This is a genomic window from Streptomyces akebiae, from assembly GCF_019599145.1.
Taxonomy (GTDB): domain Bacteria; phylum Actinomycetota; class Actinomycetes; order Streptomycetales; family Streptomycetaceae; genus Streptomyces; species Streptomyces akebiae.
The window spans coordinates 480,400-496,532 of the sequence record NZ_CP080647.1 but is presented as its reverse complement, the minus strand read 5'-3'; the positions used below and the strand labels follow the sequence as shown (position 1 = coordinate 496,532).

The window sequence follows — 16,133 nt, the reverse complement described above, 5'->3', positions numbered from 1 at the left end:
CATGCCTGAAGGAGAAGTACGCGGGTGCGGAGCCTGTGGGCGAAGGGCCCGCGGGTGCACCGGCCTGGGGGAGAGACCGTGGATGGGGGGCCTGCGGGCGGGAGGCCGCGGGTCGAGCGCCTGGGCGTCGACGGCGGACGGCTCGACGAGGGTGTGTCAGTCGGCTTCCTGCGCCCGCTCCGCCGTCACCTTCCGCAGCAGCGGTCGGCTCCCGGCGAGCGCCGCGAACATGGTGGCCGTGCCGAGGGCGACACAGAAGGCGAGGCGTACGGCCCCCGACGCGTCCGGCTCCAGGTGGAACATCTCGCTCACCTTGATGCCGCCGTAGATCCCGGTCGCCGTCGTACCTCCGGCGAGGACCACCAGCGGCAGCGCGGTCTCCCGTATCCGCGCCCGGTCCAGCACCTTCAGCGGCGTACCGGCCAGCCGCAGCAGCGCGTAGACCCGGCGCCGGTCCAGGACCGTGGCCGCCGCGGTGAGTCCGGCGGAGGCCGCGGCGACGAGGAAGCCCAGGGCCAGTACCGCGAGCCCCATCTCGCCGATGAGCCGGGTCGTCGTGTCGCCCTCGGCGTTGACGTAGTCCTGGGTGAACGGCAGGTTCCCGGGGGAGAGGGAGGACAGCGCGGTCGACGCGGTGTCCAACTGCTCCTGCCCGCCGCGCACATGGGCCACGATGCCCTCGTCGCCCACCAGGATCCCGTCGTACACGTCGGCGTCAGCCGTCTCCACCCTTGCCTTCACGCCGGCCTCGGTGAGCAACCCCCTGGCCCGCACGGCGAGTTCGCGCACATCCCCGTGTTCCGCGCGCACGGCGACCTGGCCCCGGTAGTCGTAACCCACGAGGCCGACCTGTCCGACGGTGAAGAACCCGGCGACCAGACCCGCGAGGACCAGACCGCTGACCGTGCGCCAGGCGCCGCGGGGATCGTCGCTGAGCCGACGCGCGGCCAGCAGCGTCGCCGGACGGCGCGCGAAGCGGCTCAGCAGCCTGCCCAGCATGTCGACGACCCAGGGGCCGAGGGTCCAGAACGCCCCGTACACCAGGACGATCAGCGCGAGCGTCTGTCCGGTGCTCAGCCCGTCGCCGTGCGCGGTGACCGCCACGTACAGCCCGATGGCGACGAACAGCACCAGCCGGATCAGCCTCGTCCGGCGCGGATCGGCCTGCTGGGCCACGCCCAGCGGGGAACGTGCCACTCCGCGCAGCGTCGTCACCGCGCTGACGGAGGTGAGCGCGGCCACGGCCGCCACCACCACGAGCAGCCAGGGCAGCCCGACCCACAACTGGCCCGCGTACCAGGTGCCGATGCCGTACGGCACCCGCGCGAGGAGCGGCACCAGCAGCGTGTACACGACCGCGCCGAGGAGACCGCCGACCAGGCCCACCGCCGCCGACTCGACCGCCGTCATCGCGAGAATCTGCCGGGGTGTCGCTCCGGCCAGCCGCAGGGCGGCGAGCCGCTGCTCGCGGCGGGCGGCGCCCAGGCGTCCGGCGGCCGAGGCCAGCACGATCACGGGGACGACGAGCAGGGCGCCGCCGAACAGCGCCGCCTGCTGGTCGAAGGAGGTGAACGGACTGGGCCCGGTGCCGCTGAAGCCGTCCACACGGGCGCGGGCGGCGAGGGCGTCCAGGGCGCTGCCCTCGGCGGCCCGGGTGATCGCCGGGTCGGTGGGTGCGCGGCCGATGACGGCCACGAGTTCCTCGGGGGAGGCGAGGCCGGCTTCGCCGATCGTGCCGTAGCCGCTCGTGGTCGGGAAGCGGTTCGCGAGACGCGTTGCCGGCAGCTCCCGCATCAGCTCCGCCAGGGCGGGCGACAGATAGGTGCGCCCCGGTGCGGGGAAGTGGGCCAGACCGGGCGGGGCGGGTGTCGCGGCCCGGTTCGGCAGCTGGGCCAGGGAGACGACGGTGACCGGCCGGTGGTCCACGTACGTCGTCCCCAGCGTCTGTACGGCGGTCGCCTGCTGCGCCGCCACGGCGTCGGGGGTGCGCCAGGCCGTGCGGTCGGCCCGGGTGCCGGAGCCCAGGTAGGCGGCCAGGAGCGTCAGGAGGACGAGGGCGCCGGCCGCGGCGGCCGCGGCGGACAGGAGGTGGCTCTGCAGGCCGCGCCTTCCGCAGGCGCGGGCCAGGTGCCAGGTGAGGGGCAGGACGGGGGAGCGCATTCTGTGTCTCCGGGGATCGGGGGAATGGACGACCGGCTGCCTGAGAGGCCGGTCGGTTCCGGTTCGAGGGCGGGTGCGGGCTGTCCGAGGCTGGTCGCGCGGTTCCCGCGCCCCTCAAAACGCCCTGCGCGGGGGCCTATGCGACCGTGTACTGGCTGTGGCCGGCGATCCGGCCGTCCCGTACCTGGACGACGCGGTCGCAGTGGGCGGCCACCTCGGCGTCGTGCGTGACCATGACGAGACAGGCGCCCTGGTCGCGGGTGACCGAGGTGAGGAGACGGATGACCTCCTCGCCGGTGGCCTGGTCGAGGGCGCCCGTGGGCTCGTCGGCGAAGACGACATCGGGCTCCACGGCGAGGGCGCGGGCGATGGCGACGCGCTGGGCCTGGCCGCCGGAGAGCTGGCCGGGCCGCCGGTGCTCCAGACCCGCGAGGCCCAGCGGGGCGAACCAGCGGCGTGCGCGCTGCACCGCCTGGCGGCGCGGTACGCCCTCCAGCATCAGCGGGAGCGCGACGTTCTCCTCGGCGGGCAGCTCGGGCAGCAACTGGCCGAACTGGAAGACGAACCCGAACCGCTTGCGGCGCAGTGCGCTCAGCCTGTTCTCGCCCCAGTGGTCGATGCGCTCGCCACGCAGCAGCACCTGGCCGTCGTCGGGGCGGATGATGCCGGCGAGGGTGTGGAGGAGGGTCGACTTGCCGGAGCCGGACGGGCCCATGATGGCGAGGGACTCACGCTCGGCGACCGCCACGTCCACGCCGGCCAGCGCGGTGGTGGGGCCGTACTTCTTGACGAGGCCGTTGCCGGCCAGGACGGTGCTCATGACGGTGACGGGCCTTTCGGTGGGACCGGGGAGTGCTGCGAAAGTGCTGTGCGGGAGCCTCCGGCACCCCCTAGGCGCGCTCGAACTTCCACGTGACGCTGGAGGCGTCGGCCTTGACGACGGTGACGGGGATGGAGAGGTCCTTGCCGTCGCCGTCCTTGCCCGTGCAGGTCACCTTGGTGCCGGCCACCGCCTTGAGGTCGGGGCACCTCAGATCGGAGGTCTCGCCGCCGATCCAGGGCAGCGGGCTGTACTTCGACTCGGTGCGACCGGCGACGATGTTCCCGCTGAGCGCCTTCTGGCCGTCCACGGTGACGGTGTTGAACGTGTCGAGTCCGGTCGTGGACTCCGTACCGCTCATCGCGTAGGTGAGGGCTCCGCCGCCGACGGCCAGAACCGACACGGTGGCGGCGGTGATGAGCAGGGGGCTGCGTTCCATGAGGTGCTCCTGGTGGAGAGGGGTGCGGTTGCGCCACCCAACCTCTCCCGGCGGCGGGGGCGGCCGCCTCGGCCGAACGGCCAGGACTCCCACCCGCCGGACACGCCTCCTCGGCCGTACGGCCGATACGGGGACCACAGGCACTGCCTACTGTGATCCGCGTGAACCTCGTGCTCGACACCAAGGCATCCCCGGGTGGCGGCCCCGGCCGACCGGGGCGCCCGGCCGGAGCGGGCTGTGTACACGTCGGCGGCGTCGTGGCCCTCCTCCTGGCCTGCGGAGCCGACGTCCTCCTCCTGACGGCGGAGGACACCGCCCATCTGTGGCCGCGCCTGCTCCCTCTGGCCGTGGGGCTCGCGGCGGTGCTGTGGCCCGAGCACCGCCGACCGGACTGGCTGACGCCCCAGGTCCGCGCGGGCGTCCCCGCACTGGCCGTCCTGGCGAGCGTCGGGGTCCTGCTCCTGATGCGGGAGACGGGCGGCTTCGGCCCGGGACAACCGGCCGTGCTGCTGTGTCTGCTGGTGGTGGCCGTCCGCACCTGCCCGCCCGGCTGGGCGCCGGCCTGCGGACTCCTCGACGGTCTCGCCCTGGTCACGCTTCCGCTGCCGTACTTCGTCGTCGAGCCGGACGACAGCCTCATCGGCGTGACCCTGCTCCTGGTGCTGCTGGCCGGGATCGCGGCCGCCGTCGCCGCTTATCTGCGCACCCTCGACAACCGGCGGACCCAGGTCGTCACCGAGACCCGCCGGGCGGAGCGCCTCGCCATGGCCGCGGACCTGCACGACTTCGTCGCCCACCATGTCACCGGGATCCTGGTCCAGACCCAGGTCGCCCGGATGATGGCCGCCTCCGAACCCGAGCGAAGCGAGATGGGGGTACCCCCGGACGAAGTCTGGGGGAGCCTCGATCCCGTCCTCGCGGGCATCGAGCGCGCCGCGACCGAGGCGCTGGCCTCCATGCGCCGCACGGTCGGTGTGCTGCGCGACCACGAGGAGGAGACCGGGCCCGCCGACCGGCGCCCGGTGGGCGATCTGGCGGGCCTCGACGAACTGGTGCGCGGCTTCGACGGCGTCGGCGGTGTCGACGGCCGCCGCGCCGTGCTGCGCCACGACCCTTCCGTCCCCGACGACCTGCCGCACGAGGTGCAGGCCGCCGCCTTCCGCGTGGTGCAGGAGGCCTTGACGAACGTCCGCCGGCACGCCGCCGACGCCACCGAGGTCACCGTCGACCTCCGCCACGGGCGCGGTGGACTGGAGGTCGTGGTCCGCGACGACGGACGCGGCGCCGCCCGGCTGCCGGATGCGGCCCGGGGCGGAGGCTTCGGACTGGTCGGCCTCACGGAACGGGTCACCGCGCTCGGCGGCCGTATCCAGGCCCGGCCGCGCGCGGACGGCCCCGGCTGGGAGGTGGCCGCCGTGCTCCCGAGCGCCCCCCGGAGCCGCCTGCCGGGCTGAACCTCCCGGCCCGGCTTCCCGTATCTCCTCTCGGGGATGGCGGGAGACCGCGTGCACGGAAGGAGAACAGCGTGTCGAAACCGCCCGAACCGGGCCGGACGGCGAAGCGTCCCACGATCGAGCCGACCTACGTCATGCGCCGGCGCAGGACCGAGGCCCTGGCCGAGCTGCTGCGTGAGTTCGAGCAGTTCAAGGGAGCCAACGGCCCCGACGACGAGTACGAGACCGTCGCCGTACCCCCCACCCCGGCATCGGTTCCGACACCGCCGCCACCGCCGTCGGCACCGCCCCCGGCGGCGACGCCCGCACCGGAGCCGAAGCCCGCCCCCGAGCGGATCCTGCCCCGGACGGAGTACGAGACCGAGGAACTCCCCCCGGTCATGGTCGGCGAGGACTTCGGCTCGGACACGGTCCCGCGCGACGAGGGACACCGGCGTCGGCAGCGACGGCGGCCGGCCCCCGGCGACGGATCCGGCCTCAAGCGCGCCGCCGTGATCGTCGGCGTCGGCGCGGCGGCCCTGCTGGGCTTCGGCGCCGCCCTGCTCCTGCCCGGCGGCGACACGGAGAAGGAGGCTCGCGCCGTCACCCCGAGCGCGACCCCGTCGGCCCCCGCGACCTCGGCGCCGGCCCCGGACGACGGCGCCGACCCGGACGGCCCCGGCACCCTCCGCGAGGGCGACAGCGGCCCCGAGGTCTCCGAACTCCAGCAACGGCTGCTGCGCATCCCGAACGTGTACGACAACGGCTCCACCTCGGGGCAGTACGACGTCGTACTCAAGGAAGCCGTGGCGCGCTTCCAGCTCTGGTACGGAATCCGGGGCGACGAAACGGGCGTCTACGGCAACGACACCCGCCAGGACCTCGAATCCCGCACCACCCTCTAGCCCTACGGCCCTCCAGCCCTACGGCGGGGCATGGACCCGGTACGTCACGGGCGTAGCCGGGTTGTTGCCCCGCCCCGAACGGACCATCCTGGCCATATGGTGACGAAGGCGTCCGGCGCGTCGCGGGCTGCCACGGCCGGTGAGGCGATGGCGGTGGTCGACGCGCGCGGCCTCGTCGCGGGGTGGAGCGAGGGTGCCCGGCGGCTCACCGGCTACACCGCCGAGGAGGTGACCGGAAGGCCGGCCGACGCCCTGGTGGACGGGGACGCGGTCGCGGTCTGGCGGACGCTGCTGACACACGGCGACGCGGTGGTGGACCTGCGCTACCGGGACGGGCGACGGCAGAAGGTCGCGCTGCGGATCTGCCCGGTGCGGGGCGCGGCGGGAGAGCGGCGGCGGTTCGTCGTCCAGGCCGCGCCCGACCTCACCGAGCGGGGCCTCGGTGAGCTGGCCTTCAGTCAGGCGTCGATGTCCATGTCGGTCTTCGACACCGGGCAGCGGTACCTCCGGATGAACGACTGGGCGTGCCAGGTCATGGGGCAGCCCGAGGAGGAGTTCCGGCACCGGTACTTTCCCGACACCGTGGAGGACGCCGAGCACAGCCGGGGCTTCCTGCGCCATCTGGAGATCGTGGTGGAGACCGGACAGCCGGTCCGTTACGAGAGCTGGACCCGTTCGCCCTCCGGCCGGCGCATGCACGCCTGGACCTCCGAGATGTGGCCGGTGCGTGACCCCTCCGGAGAGCTGATCGGCACCGCGCTCGCCGCGTTCGACAGCAGCGAGCAGTTCTGGGCACGCCAGCGCCTGGCCCTGCTGAACGAGGCGGCCGGGTCCATCGGCACCAAACTCGACGTCGTCCAGACCGCCCGCGAACTCGCCGAACTGGTCGTACCCCGGCTCGCCGATTTCGCCAGCGTCGACCTCCTGGAGTCCGTGCTCCAGGGCGAGGAACCCGAGATGGTCCCCGTGGACGGAGGTGTGGAACTGCGCCGGACCGCGCATCACTCCCGTACGCCGGGTGTCCCGGAGGCGGCGATCGGCCTGGGCTCCGCCGATGTCTACCCGCCCACCTCGCCGCCCGCCCGTGCCCTGTTCACCGGGTCCCCCGCGCTCGCCCGCACCGGCGACGACGCCCTCGACTCCTGGTTCGCCCGGCACGGCGCCCGCTCCGCCAAACTCCAGCAGGCCGCGGACCACGACCTCTCCCTGATGGCCGTACCGCTGGTCGCGCGCGGCACCACCCTCGGTGTCGCCATCCTCGTCCGGCTCCTGACCCCCGAGCATCCCGACGCCTTCGACCAGGAAGACGTGTCGCTCGCCGAGGAACTCGCCAGCCGGGCGGCCGTCTGCGTCGACAACGCCCGCCGCTACACGAAGGAGAGGACTACGGCGCTGGCGCTCCAGCGCAGCCTGCTGCCGAAGACGGTCGGCGGCCAGGCGGCCGTCGAGTTCGCCTCCCGCTATCTGCCGGCCCTGTCGCAGGCCGGGGTGGGCGGCGACTGGTTCGACGTGATCCCGCTGTCCGGGACCCGGGTGGCGCTGGTCGTCGGCGACGTCGTGGGCCACGGCATCCACGCCTCCGTCACCATGGGCCGGCTGCGCACGGCCGTGTGGGCGCTCGCCGACGTCGACCTGCCGCCCGACGAGCTCCTCACCCATCTGGACGACCTGGTCGAGCACCTCGCGGCCGGCGACGGCACGGGGGACGGGGAGATCGGCGCGACCTGCCTGTACGCGGTCTACGACCCGGTGGACCGCAGCTGCTCGATCGCCTCGGCCGGGCATGTGCCGCCCGTGGTGGTGCGGCCCGACGGCAGCGTCCAGGTCGTCGAGGTGGCGGCCGGGCCGATGCTCGGCGTCGGCGGCCTCCCGTTCGAGGCGAGGGAGCTGGAGGTGCCCGAGGGCTCGGTCCTCGCGCTCTACACCGACGGCCTGGTCGAGGCCCGGGACCGTGACGTCGACACGGGAACCGCCGCCCTGTGCGCCGCGCTGGCGGGACCGGCGGACAGTCTGGAGCGCGTCTGCGACACCGTGCTGAAGGCACTGCTCCCCGAGACCCCGGCCGACGACGTGGCCCTGCTGCTCGCGCGCACCCGCGCCCTCGACGCGGAACAGGTCGCCGTCTGGAACCTCACCGACGACCCGGCGCTGGTCGCCAACGCGCGCAAGCTCGCCACCGACCAGCTCAACCGCTGGGGCCTGGAGGAGGCCGTCTTCGTCACCGAACTCGTGGTCAGCGAACTCGTCACCAACGCCATCCGCTACGGCGGCGCCCCCATCCAGCTGCGCCTGATCCGCGACCGCACCCTCATCTGCGAGGTCTCCGACGCCAGCAGCACCTCACCGCATCTGCGCCGGGCCCGCAGCTTCGACGAGGGGGGCCGCGGCCTGCTCCTGGTCGCCCAGCTCACCGACCGCTGGGGCAGCCGTCCGAGTGGCGCGGGCAAGACCATCTGGGCGGAGCAGGCCCTGCCCCCGGCTCTGTGAAGGCCTGTCGGGGGCGGCGCACGCCACCCCCGACAGGCCCGCTCAACCGTGCGGTCACTTCTTGCGCAGGCGCACCGCCACCCCGTGCGCCGTGAAGACCTGCTCGGCCGTCCAGCCGTCGACGGCCACGGAGACCTCCGCGAACCGGCCCTGGAGGGACCGTGCCCCGATGACCGCGACCGTGCTGCCGGAACGCGGCGCCTGCTCGGCGTCGAAGCGGACGACAAGCTTGCTGCCCCGCTCCAGGACCGCCCGTCCGTCCACCACGAGGGCGGCGTCGGCGCCCCGGTCCAGCGTCACGTCGAGGACACCGGCCTGCGCGTAGCCGCCGCGCACCCGGACGGTGTGGTCGCCGGTGACCAGCGTGCCGCCGTTCACCCGGACGTCACCGCGCCCGAACGCCTCCTTCGAGCCCGCCGCGAGGACACCGGCCTCCACGACCGTGCCGCCCGTGTACCGGTTGGCGCCGGCCAGCGTGAGCGTGCCGCCGCCCTTCTTGACGAGCCCACCCGGGCCGTCGATGTCGTTGCGCCAGGTGTCGGCCGCGTGGAAGCCGCCGAGGGACGCGTCCAGCGTGACGGTGACATCGGCGTCGAGGGCACCGTAGCCGTCCGCCGCCGCGAACAGGTTGAGCCGGCCCCACTGCTCCCACCCGTCCAGCAGCACATAGCCGGACGGCAGCGCGGTCGTGCGCAGCACCTCACGGCGCTGCGCCGCGTCGAGGTACGGCAGCCGCGTCTCCAGCAGGACCTCGGCGCCCTTCGGCACGGTCAGGTCCCGGGACTTGCCGTGCCGCGGCAGTACGTACGTCAGCTTCGGCTCGACCAGGCGCTCGTTGGCCGCCCGGTCGGCGTACGGGTCCGTATCGGTTCCGGCCGAGTGCGCGTAGGCGAACAGTGTGTCGGCGGTGGTGCCCGTCTTCGCCTGGAAGTATGCGGCGGCCTGTCGGCGTGCGGCCGCCTTCAGCTCGGCGTTCCTGGGGTCGGCGAGGGCGGCGGCGGCCAGGGCCGTGGCCATGACGCGACCGCCGACGACGTCGAGCGCGGAGTGCATACCCGAGACGATCCGGTCGTGGCTCGCTTCGAAGGCGCGGGTCACCATCTCCTGGAAGCGCTCCGGTACGGCGTACGCGTAGGCCAGAGCGGCCAGGTGGAGGGCGTTGGTGTGCCCGCTGGGGAAGCCGCCGTCCGTGGCCGCGTCCTCGCCGCGCTGCCGCAGCAGCTGGGGGGCGACGACGACGGCGGAGTCGTACACCGGGAACCCGAACTCGTCGGTCCGTCCGGTGTCGACGACCTCGCTGTTCTCGTTCATGCGCCAGGGCCGGGGGTACTGGTAGGAGAACTTGGCGGGGTTGCTCGACGCGAACGGCCCGCGCACGGTGTTGACGAGTTCGGCCACCTTCCCGAGCGCGGAACTGGTCGAGCCGGCGCCGTTCGCCGATCCGGTGGGAGCGTCGGCGGGGACGGAGTCGCTGATCTTGCCCGATGGCGTGCCGTCCGGCGCGGAGGTGATCGCGGTGACCGCCATGGCGCCCGTTCTGTACAGCTCGGCGAGGGGGCCGAGACCGCTGATCACCGAGTAGCTCTGGTGCTGCCGGTCGGTGATGAACGCCTCACGTGCCTGCGCATCCGTCCGGCGGGCGGTGACGCGCTCGCTGTAGCGCACGTTGGCGCGCAGGATCTCCGGCAGCAGCGGGGCGCCGGTGTTCCAGGCGTCGCCGGTCTTCCAGATCTCGGCGAAGCCGCCGAGGGCCCGGACCACGGCGTTGGTCTCGGGGGTGAGGTTCGCCGTGGTGTTGGTCGTGTAGTCGTCGACGAACGCGGCGAACGCGGTGGCGGCCTTCGCCTCGGAGGCCTGCCAGAGGTTCGCGAGGGCCGGAGCGGCGATCAGGCCGGCCGAGACGCCGAGGGAGTTCCTGAGGAAGACACGGCGGTTGAGCGTGTGGTGCCCGGCAGATGACGGCATGGAGCGCCGCTCCTTTCGCGGTGGGTTGATCGGGTGCGGGCTGAGCGTGGAGTTGACGAATGACCGGTCGATGTCCGGTCGACGACCGGACGGTGATCAGCGGGTGACCGGTCGGAGGAGAGTACGTGAGAGTGCCAACGCCCCTTCGACCGGCGGCACTTGAAGCACATGCGGTCGCGCGGACGGTACAGCGTCGGCGAGCGCTTCGGCGAATGCCGAGTACAGGGCGGGCCGGGAGAGGATCGTCCCGCCGGCCACCACCACGTCGTCGACGGGGACCTGGCGGGCGGCGAGCCGCGCCACCAGCGAGGCGAGTGCGCGGCCCCCGTCGGAGATCACCCGGTGGGCGAGGGTGGAGCCCTCCTCGGCGGCCTCGAAGACCGCGGGCGCGTGCCGGCCCCAGTCGGCGGACATGGCCGTGGCGGCCTCCAACGCCCCACCCAGGGCCGGTACCTCGCTCACCTGGAAGGCGGCGACGAGCCGGTCGGCGAGGGCGTCGGGCGCCTCGCCCCGGTCGTGCGCGGCCCAGACGGCGCGACATGCCTCCCGGACCAGGCCGGCGGCGCCGCCCTCGTCGCCGAGAACCGCGCCCCAGCCGCCGACCTGCACCGAAGCACCGGCGGCGGACCGGCCGACGGCCACCGAACCGGTGCCCGCGACCAGCCCCACCCCCTGCGCGAAACCGGCGGCGGGGACCAGCAGCTCGGCGTCACCCACCACCAGGCACGGCACCTGAAGCCGTTGCTGGAGGGCGAGACGTATCCCCTCGCACTGCCGGGGCGTCTCGCAGGCATGGGCGCCGACGGCCACGGCGGACGGAGGGGTGTGCGCGGGCAGCACCTCCCCGACCAGCGTGGCCAGCCATTCGGTCGCGGCCGCCGGGTCGTGCGGCCGCCAGCCACGGCTGGTACGGATGTGGTCGGCGACGGACTCCGTCCCCGTGACAGCACGGAGATGGGTCTTGGTGCCGCCCACGTCGATACCGACCGCGACGGGCCTTGAATCCGGCACGGAGGGCCTCTTTCGTCGTTGCGTTGCGATGGGCGCAGCGACGGCTGGGCGAAACCGTGCCTGGACACACAGGGTCTGTGGGGGGTGCTAGGGAAGCCCCGGGACGGGCTTCTGTCGGTGCGGCAGGCGAGTACCGCTTGACTTCGTTAGGAAATTAACTAACGAATAAGAGTGCGTCAAGGGTTAGGACGCCGGACACCGCACGACCGTGCGGCCGCATGATCGCGGCACGACTGGGGAGACCATGCAACTGAGCGAGAGCGCCCGCGCCGTCTTCGCCGTACTGGCCGCGTCGAGCACCGCCACCCGCCCTCAACTGGCCACCGGGGCGCGCCTTTCCAAGCCGACCGTCTCCACCGCCGTGGCCGAGCTGGAGGCCGCCGGACTCGCCGCCCACTCCGGCACGCTCAACGGCGGAACCGGCAGGTCGGCGGCCGTATACGACCTCGGTCCCGCCGCCGGCGCGGTCCTCGCCGTCGACCTCGGCCCCAGCGTCACCCGGGTCCGGGTCTGCGCCCTGGACGGCACCCTGCTGGCCGAGGGCACCGGCCTGCGGGCGGACACCGTCGACGTGGTCGCCGACGCCCTCTCCGGGCTGCCGCCCGGGGCGCCGCTGCGCGCCATCGTCGTCGCGGTCGGCGATGTCACCGTCCAGAGCCGGGAGGGCACGGCCGTCCGCCCCGCCACCGCCAAGGCGGGCCCCATCTTCGACGCCCTGACCGTGGCACTCCCGCCCGGTGTGCCCGTGCACGTCGAGAACAACGTGAACTGCGCCGCCCTGGCCGAGCTGCACGAAGGCGCGGCCCGCGGCCGGGACACCTTCGGCTATCTGCGGATCGGCGTCGGCATCGGTCTCGGTGTCGTCATCGGAGGCCAGGTGCTGCGCGGCGCGAACGGCGCCGCGGGTGAGGTGGCCCGGCTGCCCTACCCGTGGGACGCGGACCGGGAGCCCCGCCACGAGGGCCTGGAGGCGCACATCGGAGCGGGTTCCCTGCTGCGCCGGGCGGCGGACGCCTGGCAGGGCGTGAACGGCGTGTGCCCGGACACCGTCGACGGGCTGTTCGCGCTGGCCGACGAGGGACACGCCACGGCCTGTGCCGTCGTGGGCCGGCACGCCGCCGACGTGGGCAGACTCGCCGCCGCAGCGACCGCCGTCCTGGATCCCGGCCTGATCGTGCTGGGCGGCGCCGTCGGCTCGAAACCCCGGCTCCTGCCCGGCGTACGGGCCGAACTGGCCCGCCTGAGCTGGCCCACCGAGGTCGTGAGCAGTGCGCTCGGCGACAGCGGCACCGTCGTGGGGGCCAGTCGCCTGGCCGTGGCCCGGGGAATCCAAACCGTGACCGGAGGCGCGGGGGTGAAGCATTGACGGACTCCACCGGCATCTGCCAATGTCCGGACAAGCGCTTTCTAAGTCGGCCGGGACGCCGGCTTGGGGCGAGCGTCCCGCCTGTACTCGAGTACGGCAACCGCACGAGGGCGTGCCCGTGCGGTGACGGCCAGAACGGCCGGGGATACCGCCCCGCGTGGACGACGCGGCCGGGCGAGGCCGCGCCCCCCGGAATGCAGCTTTCCTGCAAAATGCACCCGTGCCGCTCGGTCGGCGCCGTGCTCCGTCCCCTACCGAAAAAAAGGGATCGAAGATGACCACTGTGGGTGTGCGGCGCTCCCGCCGACTCGGCCGCGGCGGTGTGCGCCGCCTGGTTCCCCTCGTTGCCGGTGTCTCGGCGGCCGCCCTGCTGCTCTCCGCCTGTGGAGGAGGGGAATCCGACTCGGGCGGTACCTCCAAGTCGCTGACGTTCTGGATCTCCACGGTTCCGGGGCAGGACGCCGGCTGGAAGAAGATGGTGGCGCAGTACGAGAAGGAGACCGGCGTCAAGGTCAAGCTGGTCAACATCCCCTACGACGGCTACGCGACGAAGCTGCGCAACTCCGCGCAGGCGAACTCGCTGCCCGACGTCGCGGCCGTGCCGGCGCTGGACCCGATCTGGTCGAACAAGCTGATCGACCTCAGCGACATCGCCAACAACAAGACGAACAAGATCAACGCCAACTTCGTCGCCAAGGACTCGTCCGGGAAGGTGCTGTCCATCCCCTCGGACGTCACCGCGTCCGGCATGTTCATCAACAAGTCGCTCTTCGAGAAGGCCGGCGTCGACTATCCGACCTCGCCCGACAAGACCTGGACCTGGGACGAGTTCATCAAGGCCGCGAACGAGGTCCGGGAGAAGACCGACGCCAAGTACTCCCTGACCTTCGACCAGTCGCCGTCCCGGCTGCGCGCCATGGTCTACGAGATGGGCGGCAAGTACGTCCACGCCGACGACTCCGGCAAGTTCTCGGTGGACGCGGCGACCAAGAAGGCCGTGAAGACCTTCGTCGGATGGAACGACGACAAGACCATGCCGAAGTCGGTGTGGACCAGCGGCGCCGACCCGTCGGCCATGTTCCAGAGCGGTGACGTCGTCGCCTACTGGTCCGGCGTGTGGCAGGTCGCCGCCTACTCGGAGAGCATCACGAAGTTCGAGTGGGCGAGCGTCCCGACCCCCGCCCAGCCGGTGCAGGCCAGTGACGTCAACAGCGGTGGCATGACGGTCGGCTTCAACAACAACGCCGACGCGGCCGCCGCCGCGAAGAAGTTCCTGTCCTGGCTGTACGAGCCCGACCACTACAAGACGCTGTGCGAGACCTCCGGCTTCCTGCCGGTCGAGAGCGGTCTGAACCCGGAGTACCCCTTCAAGTCCGAGGCGGCGCAGGCGGCGTTCAAGCTCTACAACGAGTCCATCCCGCTCTACGACCCGATCTCCGGCTACTTCAACAGCGCGCAGACGAACTGGGTGCTGAAGGGCAAGAGCCTCGCCGACGACCCGACCAAGGCGGAGCTCGGCAAGGCGATCAACGGCGAGCAGTCGTCCGACAAGGCCCTGCAGAACATCGTCGACGGCTACAACACGCAGGTCGGCGGCTGATCACAGGCCGGCAGTCCCGGGCGGCGGTGTCTCGACCCCGCCGTCCGGGCCCCCGGTCCCCGCGTGACGCCGGGCTCATGGCCTGAGCCCACCGGAACCCATTCCACCAGCACGGAGTCAGGAAGATGACAAAACGCGCCTCGGACGCTTCGGACGTGTCCGTGAGCCCGCCCAGGAGACGAAGCAAGTACACCCTCGCCCCGCTCGTCCTCATCTCGGGCAACGTCGTGCTCTTCGCGCTGTTCTTCGTCTGGCCGGCGGTGATCGGGCTCGTCTACTCCTTCACGAACTACACGGGCGTGGGGGCGTTCCAGTTCGTCGGACTGGACAACTACCAGAAGCTGCTCGGGGACTCGACCTTCTACGCCGCGACGACCCGCACGCTGCTGTACACCGTGCTCTTCGTTCCGCTGAACTTCGCGTTGTCGCTGCTCATCGCCAACGTGCTGGTGAGCAAGAACGCCAAGGGCGCGTCGGTCGCCCGCATCTTCTTCTTCATCCCGTGGCTGCTGTCGCCCATCATCGTGGGTGTCCTGTGGCGGTGGCTGTTCGGTGAGAACTTCGGACTGGTCAACTACTTCATCGAGAAGGTCGGCGGAAGCGCCGTTCCCTGGCAGTCGAACGCGGACCTGTCCCTGCTCGTGGTCGTGGTGGCGGCGGCCTGGGCCTGGACGGGCTTCTCCATGCTGCTGTTCATCGCGGCGATCAAGAACGTCCCGACGTCGTACTACGAGGCGGCCGCGCTCGACGGCGCCGGTCCGTGGCGCCAGTTCTTCAGTATCACCCTGCCGAGCATCGCCCCCACGTCCTTCATCGTCATCCTGCTCAACACGATCCACGCGATGAAGGAATACGCGGTGTTCGCCTCCCTCAACAACGGTGGACCCGGAACGTCGAACAACCTGCTGGTCCAGTACATCTACCAGACGGGGTTCAAGTCGGGCCAGATCGGCTACGCGAGCGCCGCGTCGTTCGTGCTCATGCTCATCCTGATGGTCGTCGCGATCATCCAGATGATGGTCAACCGGCGGGTGGAGAACCGATGACAACCACAGACATGCCACGCAAGGTCGACGCCGGGCCCGGACGACCTGTTCGCAAGAAGCGGTCCAGCAGCTCGGCCACCGGTGGGCTTCGGCGCGCGGTGGCCCCGACGACCCTGCTGTGGGTCCTCGCGGCCCTCTACGGGGTGCCGGTGCTGTGGTTCGTCCTCAGCTCCCTCAAACCGGCGGGAGACCTGTTCTCCCTTCCGCTGACGGTGTTCCCCGAAGACCCGACCGTGTCGGGTTACAAGGAAGCCTGGGCGAGCGCCAACTTCTCCGAGTACTTCATCAACACGACCATCGTGTGTGTGATCGCGACGATCCTCACGGTGGGAGTCAGCTGCTGCACCGGGTACGCGCTGGCCAAGTACGACAACAAGTGGCTCAAGGCCTTCTTCCTCTGCATCCTGGCCACCACGATGCTGCCGGCCGAGGTCATGCTCGCCCCGCTGTTCCTGGTCGTCCGCGACCTCGGCTTCTACAACTCGCTCTCCGGCATCATCCTCCCGGCCCTGCTCACCGCGACCGGCTGCTTCATGTTCCGCCAGTTCTTCCTGACGGTCCCCGACGAACTCATCGAGGCCGCCCGCATCGACGGCGCGAAAGAGCTGTCGATCTTCCTGCGGATCATGGTGCCGCTCTCCCGGCCCATCATGCTGACGCTCGCCATCCTGTCGTTCCAGTGGCGCTGGAACGACTACATCTGGCCGCTGCTGATGCTGAACGACCCCGAGAAGTTCACGGTGCAGATCGGCATCCAGAGCCTCGTCGGCGCGCAGAACATCAACTGGTCGGTGCTGCTCGGCGGTTCGGTCATCTCCATGGTCCCGCTGATCGTCGTCTTCCTGGTGTTCCAGAAGTACGTCATGAACGCCGACATCAACGCCGGACTGAAGGACTGACC

12 protein-coding genes are annotated in these 16,133 nt (G+C 71.9%); 7 read left to right on the top strand and 5 right to left on the bottom strand.

Features of this window, described 5'->3' with window-relative positions:
* Window positions 1-156: 156 nt before the first annotated feature.
* The 3 genes from K1J60_RS02165 to K1J60_RS02155 all read right to left on the bottom strand — a co-directional run bounded on the left by K1J60_RS02165 (window position 157) and on the right by K1J60_RS02155 (window position 3,419).
* Window positions 157-2,160, bottom strand: a complete 2,004-nt coding sequence (locus K1J60_RS02165; protein ID WP_220644642.1) for an FtsX-like permease family protein — start codon at window positions 2,158-2,160, stop codon at window positions 157-159.
* Between the two features lie 136 nt (window positions 2,161-2,296).
* Complete coding sequence (locus K1J60_RS02160) at window positions 2,297-2,980, bottom strand: ABC transporter ATP-binding protein (RefSeq protein WP_220644641.1); 684 nt, start codon at window positions 2,978-2,980, stop codon at window positions 2,297-2,299.
* Between the two features lie 70 nt (window positions 2,981-3,050).
* Window positions 3,051-3,419, bottom strand: a complete 369-nt coding sequence (locus K1J60_RS02155; protein ID WP_220644640.1) for a hypothetical protein — start codon at window positions 3,417-3,419, stop codon at window positions 3,051-3,053.
* A 161-nt stretch (window positions 3,420-3,580) separates the two neighbouring features.
* Between K1J60_RS02155 and K1J60_RS02150 the strand changes: the two genes are divergently transcribed.
* The 3 genes from K1J60_RS02150 to K1J60_RS02140 all read left to right on the top strand — a co-directional run bounded on the left by K1J60_RS02150 (window position 3,581) and on the right by K1J60_RS02140 (window position 8,244).
* Window positions 3,581-4,873 (top strand): sensor histidine kinase, encoded by a 1,293-nt coding sequence (locus K1J60_RS02150; protein ID WP_220644639.1) that lies wholly within the window; start codon window positions 3,581-3,583, stop codon window positions 4,871-4,873.
* A gap of 71 nt (window positions 4,874-4,944) precedes the next feature.
* Entirely contained in the window at window positions 4,945-5,757 is an 813-nt protein-coding gene (locus tag K1J60_RS02145; protein ID WP_220644638.1) for a peptidoglycan-binding domain-containing protein, read from the top strand.
* 96 nt (window positions 5,758-5,853) lie between these two features.
* Window positions 5,854-8,244 (top strand): SpoIIE family protein phosphatase, encoded by a 2,391-nt coding sequence (locus K1J60_RS02140; protein ID WP_220644637.1) that lies wholly within the window; start codon window positions 5,854-5,856, stop codon window positions 8,242-8,244.
* A gap of 54 nt (window positions 8,245-8,298) precedes the next feature.
* Here K1J60_RS02140 and K1J60_RS02135 read toward each other — a convergent pair whose 3' ends face one another.
* A complete protein-coding gene (locus tag K1J60_RS02135) occupies window positions 8,299-10,209 on the bottom strand; it encodes a phosphatase PAP2 family protein (RefSeq protein ID WP_220644636.1) in 1,911 nt (636 codons plus the stop codon).
* Window positions 10,210-10,305: 96 nt separating this feature from the next.
* Window positions 10,306-11,220: a BadF/BadG/BcrA/BcrD ATPase family protein gene (locus K1J60_RS02130; RefSeq protein ID WP_220644635.1), complete on the bottom strand. Its 915-nt coding sequence runs from the start codon at window positions 11,218-11,220 to the stop codon at window positions 10,306-10,308.
* A 244-nt stretch (window positions 11,221-11,464) separates the two neighbouring features.
* Here K1J60_RS02130 and K1J60_RS02125 point away from each other — a divergent pair, with 244 nt between their 5' ends.
* The 4 genes from K1J60_RS02125 (at window position 11,465) to K1J60_RS02110 (ending at window position 16,131) form a co-directional block, all read left to right on the top strand.
* Entirely contained in the window at window positions 11,465-12,586 is a 1,122-nt protein-coding gene (locus tag K1J60_RS02125) for an ROK family protein (protein WP_220644634.1), read from the top strand.
* Window positions 12,587-12,860: 274 nt separating this feature from the next.
* The gene (locus K1J60_RS02120; RefSeq protein WP_220644633.1) at window positions 12,861-14,186 is read left to right on the top strand and encodes an ABC transporter substrate-binding protein; all 1,326 of its coding nucleotides are present in this window, start codon (window positions 12,861-12,863) and stop codon (window positions 14,184-14,186) included.
* Window positions 14,187-14,311: 125 nt separating this feature from the next.
* A complete protein-coding gene (locus K1J60_RS02115) occupies window positions 14,312-15,232 on the top strand; it encodes a carbohydrate ABC transporter permease (RefSeq protein WP_220644632.1) in 921 nt (306 codons plus the stop codon).
* The gene (locus K1J60_RS02110; protein WP_220644631.1) at window positions 15,229-16,131 is read left to right on the top strand and encodes a carbohydrate ABC transporter permease; all 903 of its coding nucleotides are present in this window, start codon (window positions 15,229-15,231) and stop codon (window positions 16,129-16,131) included. Before K1J60_RS02115 ends, K1J60_RS02110 begins: the two co-directional genes overlap by 4 nt.
* Window positions 16,132-16,133: the final 2 nt, after the last annotated feature.

Excerpts from the sequence above, each read along its gene's own strand:
- K1J60_RS02155 (WP_220644640.1), bottom strand. The coding sequence starts at position 3,419 with ATGGAACGCAGCCCCCTGCTCATCACCGCCGCCACCGTGTCGGTTCTG.
- K1J60_RS02120 (WP_220644633.1), top strand. The coding sequence starts at position 12,861 with ATGACCACTGTGGGTGTGCGGCGCTCCCGCCGACTCGGCCGCGGCGGT.
- K1J60_RS02115 (WP_220644632.1), top strand. The coding sequence starts at position 14,312 with ATGACAAAACGCGCCTCGGACGCTTCGGACGTGTCCGTGAGCCCGCCC.
- K1J60_RS02125 (WP_220644634.1), top strand. The coding sequence starts at position 11,465 with ATGCAACTGAGCGAGAGCGCCCGCGCCGTCTTCGCCGTACTGGCCGCG.
- K1J60_RS02110 (WP_220644631.1), top strand. The coding sequence starts at position 15,229 with ATGACAACCACAGACATGCCACGCAAGGTCGACGCCGGGCCCGGACGA.
- K1J60_RS02165 (WP_220644642.1), bottom strand. The coding sequence starts at position 2,160 with ATGCGCTCCCCCGTCCTGCCCCTCACCTGGCACCTGGCCCGCGCCTGC.
- K1J60_RS02140 (WP_220644637.1), top strand. The coding sequence starts at position 5,854 with ATGGTGACGAAGGCGTCCGGCGCGTCGCGGGCTGCCACGGCCGGTGAG.
- K1J60_RS02135 (WP_220644636.1), bottom strand. The coding sequence starts at position 10,209 with ATGCCGTCATCTGCCGGGCACCACACGCTCAACCGCCGTGTCTTCCTC.
- K1J60_RS02160 (WP_220644641.1), bottom strand. The coding sequence starts at position 2,980 with ATGAGCACCGTCCTGGCCGGCAACGGCCTCGTCAAGAAGTACGGCCCC.